This is a genomic window from Nonomuraea sp. NPDC001684 (assembly GCF_053596515.1).
The window spans coordinates 1-6,501 of record NZ_JBSFGJ010000492.1; the positions used below are offsets into that span (position 1 = coordinate 1).

Consider the following 6,501-nt stretch of genomic DNA (forward strand, 5'->3'; position numbering starts at 1 on the left):
CGTGCGCACCGCCCGGCCCGAAGGCCCGGCCGAACGCCTCGACGTGGCCGGCCTGCTCGGCGTGAGCGGCGGCCTGACCCTGCTGCTGCACGGGCTGAGCGGGGCCGGTGAGCCCGTGGCCGCGCTGACCGCGGCCGCCGGCGCGTTACTGCTGGCCGCCTGCCTGTGGCGGGCCGCCCGCACCTCCGGGCCGCGGATCGTCGAGCCCGGCCTGTTCCGCGACCGGGCCTTCGCCGCCTCCGCCGCGCTGGCCTTCCTGGCCAACTTCTCCCTGTTCGCCGCCGTGTTCCTGGTGCCGCTGTTCGTCCAGACGGCCGAGGGGTCCGGAGCGCTCGGCGCCGGGCTGGTGCTCGCGCCACAGGGGCTCGGCATGCTCGTCGCGGTGCTGGCGGCCGGCCGGCTGATCGACCTGAACGGCAACCCGCGCCGGATCGTCGTCACGGGCCTGGTCCTGCTGGCGGCCGGCACGCTGCCGTTCGCGCTGGCCGATCCCGGCACGGGCACGGCGCTGCTGCCGGTGGCGCTGTTCGTCCGCGGGGTGGGGGCCGCGCTCGCGGTCGCACCCACCATGATCACCCTCTACCACTCGCTGCCGCCGGCCAAGGTGCCCGCCGCGACCACCGCCAACGCCATCGGCCAGCAGGTCGGCGCGGCGGCCGGCACCGCCTGCGTGGCCGTGCTGCTCCAGCACGGCGGCTACCGGCCCGCCTTCTGGGTCACGCTGGCCGCCGTCGCGCTCTGCCTCCTGCCCGCCCTGTTCCTCCCGTCCTCGAAAGCAGGCACGTCATGAACCCCGTCACCGAGAACGAGATCCGCTCGTCCTTCGTCAACTGCTCCAAGGGCGAGGCCCGCCGGCTCGCCGTCCCGAGGGGGCTGCCCGAGCTGCCCTGGCCCGACCTCGACTTCCTGGGCTGGCGCGATCCGGGGGCGCCCGAGCGGGCGTACCTGGTGGCCGAACGCGGCGGCGCGCCGGTCGGCGTCGCGCTGCGGCTCGGCCAGGAGGTGCGCAGGAGCTTCACCAAGAGCACGCTCTGCTCGGTCTGCGTGACCCCGCACGCCGGGGCCGGCGTCGCGCTGTTCACCGCGGCCCGGGTCGGCGCGGCGGGGCGGCAGGGCAACACGGTGGGCGCCTACATGTGCGCCGACCTGGCCTGCTCCCTGTACGTCCGGGGACGCAAGGAGACCGAGCTGGGCGTCCGGTTCGAGTCGCTGAGCGTGGCCGAACGCGTCGCCAGGACCACGGTCAACCTGGACGCCTTCCTCGACAAGATCCTGCACGACACCCTGGCGTGATCGGGGTGTGGAGGGGCGGCGTCCAGCTCGCGCCGCGGGGCGGGAAGGGTCCACCCGCGGCGCCGGCCGGCCGGTGAACTGTCGGGGCCGCCTGCGACACTCCCCGGATGCTGATACTGGAACTGTTGCGGCCGACGTTGCGCGCCGCCTGGGGGCCCGACACCTGCGACACCGCCGCGCGGGAGGAGTGGCGGGCCGACAACCCGGCCAGGGGGCAGTGCGGGATCACCGCGCTGGTGGTCCAGGACCTGCTCGGCGGAGACCTGATCCTGGCCGAGGTGCACGCCGGCGGCGTCAAGGTCGGCCACCACTACTGGAACGTGCTGCCCGGCGGCACTGAGGTCGACTTCACCTCCGACCAGTTCCACCCGGGCGAGGTCATCGTGAATCCCCAGCTCCAGCACCGTCCCCCGGACGCGCCGCGCCGGTGCCGCGAGCAGTACGAGCTGCTGCGCCACCGCGTCGTCACCGCGCTGTCCGGGCCGCCGCCCGCCTGAGACGTCATGTGACGCCACAATGACGCCATAGCGCATTGCAATGACGTCACATCGCGTGTCATGATGGCGTCATGGACCTTGCCCCGTATGTCGATCAACTCCGGCGAGAGCTCATGCTCGCCGCCGGGACGGGCGGCGAGGAGGCCCGTGCGCTGGCCGAACGCTTCGCCGCCACTTTGGAGTCGGCCGCCCGGCTCGCCCTGCTGGAGGCCCTGTCGGCCGCCGCGGACGAGATCACCCAGGACCTCGCGCCCGGCTCGGTGGAGGTGCGCCTGCGCGGCCGCGACCCCGCCTTCGTCGTGACGTCACCGCCCGCCGCCCACCCGTTCCCGGACCAGGACGAACCGCCCGTCAGCGCCGGGCCGGGCGAGCGGCCGCCGACACCGCCGCCGCCCCCCGAGGCCGACGAGGGCGGCACGTCCCGCATCTCCCTCCGGGTGCCCGAGGCGCTCAAGCCGCGCATCGAGGAGGCGGCCGCGCGTGACGGGCTGTCCGTCAACGCCTGGCTGGTCCGCGCCGTCTCAGCGGCGCTCGACCCGGGCGACGCCACCCGCGACGCCACCCGCGACGCCACCCGCCGCGCCGCCCGGCGCCCGGCCCCGCAGACCGGCAACCGCTACAGCGGCTGGGTGCGCTGATGACCATGCCGACCGATGACAGGGAGATCGGAATGCCGGCCTTCGACACGCCCCGCCCCATCGTCGCCGTCCTCGACCTGGCGACCGCCGCCGTCCGCGTCGTCGCGGGCGACCGCGGCGAGACCGTGGTCGAGGTCCGCCCGAGCGACGAGCACAACGACGCCGACGTGCAGGCCGCCCGGCACGTCCAGGTCCATTACGCCGACGGCAGGCTCACGGTGGCCGCCGACAGGGAGCAGGGCGCGCCGACGCTCGGCTGGGGGCTCTCGCTCGGCAAGCTCGTCGAGTCGCCCGCCGACTGGGCGCGTTCGCTGCTGCTCGGCACGGGCTCGGTGGAGGTGACGGTCGAGCTGCCGGCCGGCTCCCGCCTCGACGCCAGGACGTCCGGCGGCCTGTCGTGCCGCGGGCGGCTCGGCGACGTCACGGCGACCACCACGTACGGCGACATCCGCGTCGAGGAGGCCGGCCGGCTGCGCCTGAAGAGCACCCACGGCACCGTCTCCGTCACCCGCGCCCGCGGGCACGCCGAGATCACCACGAACCACGGCGACATCCGCGTCGGCGAGATCGACGGCACCGCCGCCGTCAAGACCGCCCACGGCGACGTGCGGCTCGGCGAGGTCACCGGCGAGCTGCGGCTCAACAGCGCCCACGGCGACATCACCGTGGAGCGCCCGCTGGCCGGCGTCGTCGCCAAGACCGCCTACGCCGGCGTGGAGATCCGCGAGGTGGCGTCCGGCACGGTCGTCATGGAGACCACCGGCGGCGGCCTGGACGTCGGCGTCCCCGAGGGCATCTCCGCCTGGCTCGACGTCAGCTCCCGGTACGGCACCGTGAACGTCGCCCTCGACCCCGGCGACGACCCCGGCGACGCGGCGCGCACCGTCGAGATCCACGCCCACACCACGCACGGCGACATCGACATCCACCGTTCCTGACGACCGAGGAGACCGACATGCCAGACGCGATCGTGGTCGAGGGGCTGACCAAGAGGTTCGGCGACGTGGCCGCCCTCGACGGCGTCGACCTGACCGTCCCGGAGGGGACCGTCCTAGGACTGCTGGGCCCCAACGGCGCCGGCAAGACCACCACGGTGAGGATCCTCACCACGCTCCTGCGACCGGACGCCGGCCACGCCACGGTGGCCGGGTTCGACGTCGTCCGCGACGCCCGCCGGCTGCGCGCCCGCATCGGCGCGTCCGGCCAGTACGCCGCCGTGGACGACCACCTCACCGGCGCCGAGAACCTGGAGATGGTCGGCCGCCTCTACCACCTGGGCGCCCGGCGCAGCCGCGAGCGCGCCCGCGAGCTGCTGGACCGCTTCGACCTCGCCGACGCCGCCGACCGCCCGGTGCGCGGCTGGTCCGGCGGCATGCGCCGCCGCCTCGACCTGGCCGGCGCGCTGGTCGCCGACCCGCCCGTGCTGTTCCTGGACGAGCCCACCACCGGCCTCGACCCCCGCGCCAGGATCGCCCTGTGGGACGTCATCGCCGAGCTCGTCCGGGAGGGCACCACCGTCCTGCTCACCACCCAGTACCTGGAGGAGGCCGACCGGCTCGCCGACCGCATCGTGGTGGTCGACCACGGGCGGGTGATCGCCCGCGGCACGGCCGAGGAGCTGAAGGACCAGGTCGGCGGCGACCGCATCCAGCTCTCGGTGACCAGCGCGGCGAGCCTGGACCACGCCGCCCGCGCCCTGGCGCCGCTGGCCCTGGGCGAGATGCAGGTCGACGCCGCCGCCCTGCGCATGACGATCCCGGTGACCGGCGGCGCGGCCGCGCTGACCCGGGCGCTCGGCCACCTGGCCGCCGAGCGGATCGCCGTACGCGACGCCGGGCTGCGCCGGCCCACCCTCGACGACGTGTTCCTCACCCTCACCGGACGCCAGGCCGCCGACAAGACCGAGGAGACCGTTCGATGAACGCCTTCCAGCTGGCCGCCGCCGACGGCCTGACCATCGCCAGGCGCAACGCGCTCAAGATCCGCAGGGCCCCCGACCTGCTGGGCGGCGTGATCATGCTGCCCATCGTGTTCGTGGTGCTGTTCACCTACGTCTTCGGCAGCATGATCGAGCTGCCCGGCATGTCCTACGGCGAGTACCTGCTGCCCGGGATCTTCGTCATGACGATCGTCACCAGCGCGCAGATCACCGGCTACACGCTCACCCAGGACCTGCAGAAGGGCATCTTCGACCGGTTCCGCACCCTGCCGATGTCCCCCACGGCGGTGCTCACCGGCCAGACCGTCAGCGACGTGATCATGAACGTCACCAGCGTCGCCACCATGGCGCTCGTCGGCCTGCTGGTCGGCTGGCGCGTCCACAGCTCGCCGCCGGAGGCGGTGCTCGGGTTCGCGATGCTGCTGCTGTTCGCCTACGCCTTCTCCTGGGTGACGGCCACCGTCGCGCTGGCCCTGCGCACGCCCGAGGTGTTCAACAACCTCGCCACCCTCACCTCGTTGCCGCTGGTGTTCCTGTCCAACGCGTTCGCCGACAGCACGCGCCTGCCCGGCCCGCTGCGGCCGATCGCCGAGTGGAACCCGGTCTCGACGCTCGTCCAGGCCGCGCGTGAGCTGTTCGGCAACACCAGCGCCGCACTGCCCCAGCCCGCCGCCTGGCCGCTGCGGCACGCCGTGCCGGTGTCGCTGCTGTGGTCCGTGCTGCTCCTGGCCGTGTTCGTGCCGCTGGCCACGCGGCTGTACAACAGGGCCGTCAGCCGATGAACACCGTCTCGGGCGCGGACCGCGAGCGGGCGGTCGAGCTGGTCCAGCAGGCGTACGCGGACGGCCGGCTCGACCCCGGCGAGCTGGAGCGGCGGCTCGAACTGGCGCTCACCGCAACCTCCGCCCGCGAGCTGGCGCCGATCGTCGCCGACCTGCCGGACGAGGTGGTCCGGCTGGGCTCCACCGGCGGTGCCGTCACCCGGACCGGCGACTGGGAGGTCCCGCGCCGCCTGTGCGTCGACTCCAAGTACGGCCGGGTGCGGCTCGACCTGTCGCGGGCCCACGTGCCGTACGCGCGCGTCGACATCGAGCTGCTGCTGGCGTACGGCAGCGCCACGATCGTCCTGCCCGCGGGCGCCACCGCGAACGCCGACGGGGTGCGGTCCGAGTGGGGGCGGGTGACCTGCAAGGTCCCCGGCCGGCCCCGCCCCGGCCACCCGCACGTCCAGGTGACCGGCGACCTCCCCTACGGCCGCCTGCTCATCCGCTCGGCCCGCCGCTGACCCGGCCCCCGGCGGCTACCCGTTCAGGTGGCGGCGGAGGAAGTCGAGCTGGAGGAGGAGCAGGCCCTCGAAGACGTCCTCGTCCGAGGTGGGGGCGTGGGAGGCGCCGGACAGCGGCAGCACCTCGTGCGGGCGTCCCGCGGCCAGCAGCGCGGACGACAGGCGCAGCGTGCCCGCCGGGAACACGTTGTCGTCGGACAGGCCGTGGACGAGCTGCAGGGGGCGGGCCAGGGTGTGCGCCTCGACCAGGGTCGAGCAGGCTTCGTAGCGGTCGGGGTGGCGGTCCGGGTGGCCGAGGAAACGTTCCCGCCAGTGGGTGTCGTACAGACGCTGCTCGCTGGTGCCGGCGCCGGCGACGGCGGCGTGGAAGACGTCCGGACGCCGCAGCACCGCCAGGACGGCCAGCGTGCCCGCGAACGACCAGCCGCGCATCGCGACCCGGCGCAGGTCCAGCTCCGGGTGGCGGGCGGCGACCGCGTGCAGGGCGGCCACCTGGTCCGCCAGCACGGGGCCGAACATGTCGCCGTGCACCTCGCGCTCCCAGGAGGGGCCGCGGCCCGGCGTGCCGGCCCCGTCGGTGACCAGGACGGCGAACCCCTGCTCGGCGAACCACTGCGAGACGAACATCATCGGCGCCTGCTCGTCGGTGACCCGGCGTCCGGCCGGCCCCGCGTACGGGTCCAGCAGGACGGGCAGCGCCGGGTCGCCGGGGCGGTGCCAGGAGGGCAGGTGCAGGTGGCTGCGCAGCTCGCGCCCGGTGGTGACGAGCGACAGCCGGCGCAGCGCCAGCACCGGCCGCTGCGCCGCCGACGCCACCTCGACCCCGCCCCGCGGCCGGGGCGGCGTCCC

9 protein-coding genes are annotated in these 6,501 nt (G+C 74.9%); 8 read left to right on the forward strand and 1 reads right to left on the reverse strand.

The window, feature by feature from the left end:
• The 8 genes from ACWCSD_RS44870 to ACWCSD_RS44905 form a co-directional block, all read left to right on the forward strand.
• Positions 1-790 (forward strand): MFS transporter (locus ACWCSD_RS44870; RefSeq protein ID WP_449924549.1); only part of this gene is annotated, 790 nt, incomplete at its 5' end.
• Positions 787-1,293 (forward strand): FBP domain-containing protein, encoded by a 507-nt coding sequence (locus ACWCSD_RS44875; protein ID WP_449924552.1) that lies wholly within the window; start codon positions 787-789, stop codon positions 1,291-1,293. The genes ACWCSD_RS44870 and ACWCSD_RS44875, both read left to right, overlap by 4 nt.
• A 107-nt stretch (positions 1,294-1,400) precedes the next feature.
• Positions 1,401-1,790 (forward strand): YunG family protein, encoded by a 390-nt coding sequence (locus ACWCSD_RS44880; RefSeq protein WP_449924555.1) that lies wholly within the window; start codon positions 1,401-1,403, stop codon positions 1,788-1,790.
• 71 nt (positions 1,791-1,861) lie between these two features.
• Complete coding sequence (locus tag ACWCSD_RS44885; protein WP_449924558.1) at positions 1,862-2,428, forward strand: toxin-antitoxin system HicB family antitoxin; 567 nt, start codon at positions 1,862-1,864, stop codon at positions 2,426-2,428.
• Positions 2,429-2,433: 5 nt separating this feature from the next.
• Positions 2,434-3,366 carry a DUF4097 family beta strand repeat-containing protein gene (locus ACWCSD_RS44890; RefSeq protein WP_397158386.1) on the forward strand — a complete coding sequence of 311 codons (933 nt, stop codon included), beginning with the start codon at positions 2,434-2,436 and terminating at the stop codon, positions 3,364-3,366.
• A 17-nt stretch (positions 3,367-3,383) separates the two neighbouring features.
• The gene (locus tag ACWCSD_RS44895; RefSeq protein ID WP_358299598.1) at positions 3,384-4,349 is read left to right on the forward strand and encodes an ATP-binding cassette domain-containing protein; all 966 of its coding nucleotides are present in this window, start codon (positions 3,384-3,386) and stop codon (positions 4,347-4,349) included.
• Positions 4,346-5,149, forward strand: a complete 804-nt coding sequence (locus ACWCSD_RS44900; protein WP_449924563.1) for an ABC transporter permease — start codon at positions 4,346-4,348, stop codon at positions 5,147-5,149. The genes ACWCSD_RS44895 and ACWCSD_RS44900 overlap by 4 nt, the downstream gene beginning before the upstream one ends.
• Complete coding sequence (locus tag ACWCSD_RS44905) at positions 5,146-5,652, forward strand: DUF1707 SHOCT-like domain-containing protein (protein ID WP_449924566.1); 507 nt, start codon at positions 5,146-5,148, stop codon at positions 5,650-5,652. Before ACWCSD_RS44900 ends, ACWCSD_RS44905 begins: the two co-directional genes overlap by 4 nt.
• Before the next feature lie 15 nt (positions 5,653-5,667).
• Here the strand turns inward: ACWCSD_RS44905 and ACWCSD_RS44910 are convergent.
• Positions 5,668-6,501, reverse strand: an 834-nt coding sequence (locus ACWCSD_RS44910; protein ID WP_449924569.1) for an alpha/beta hydrolase family protein, incomplete at its 5' end; no start/stop codon positions are given.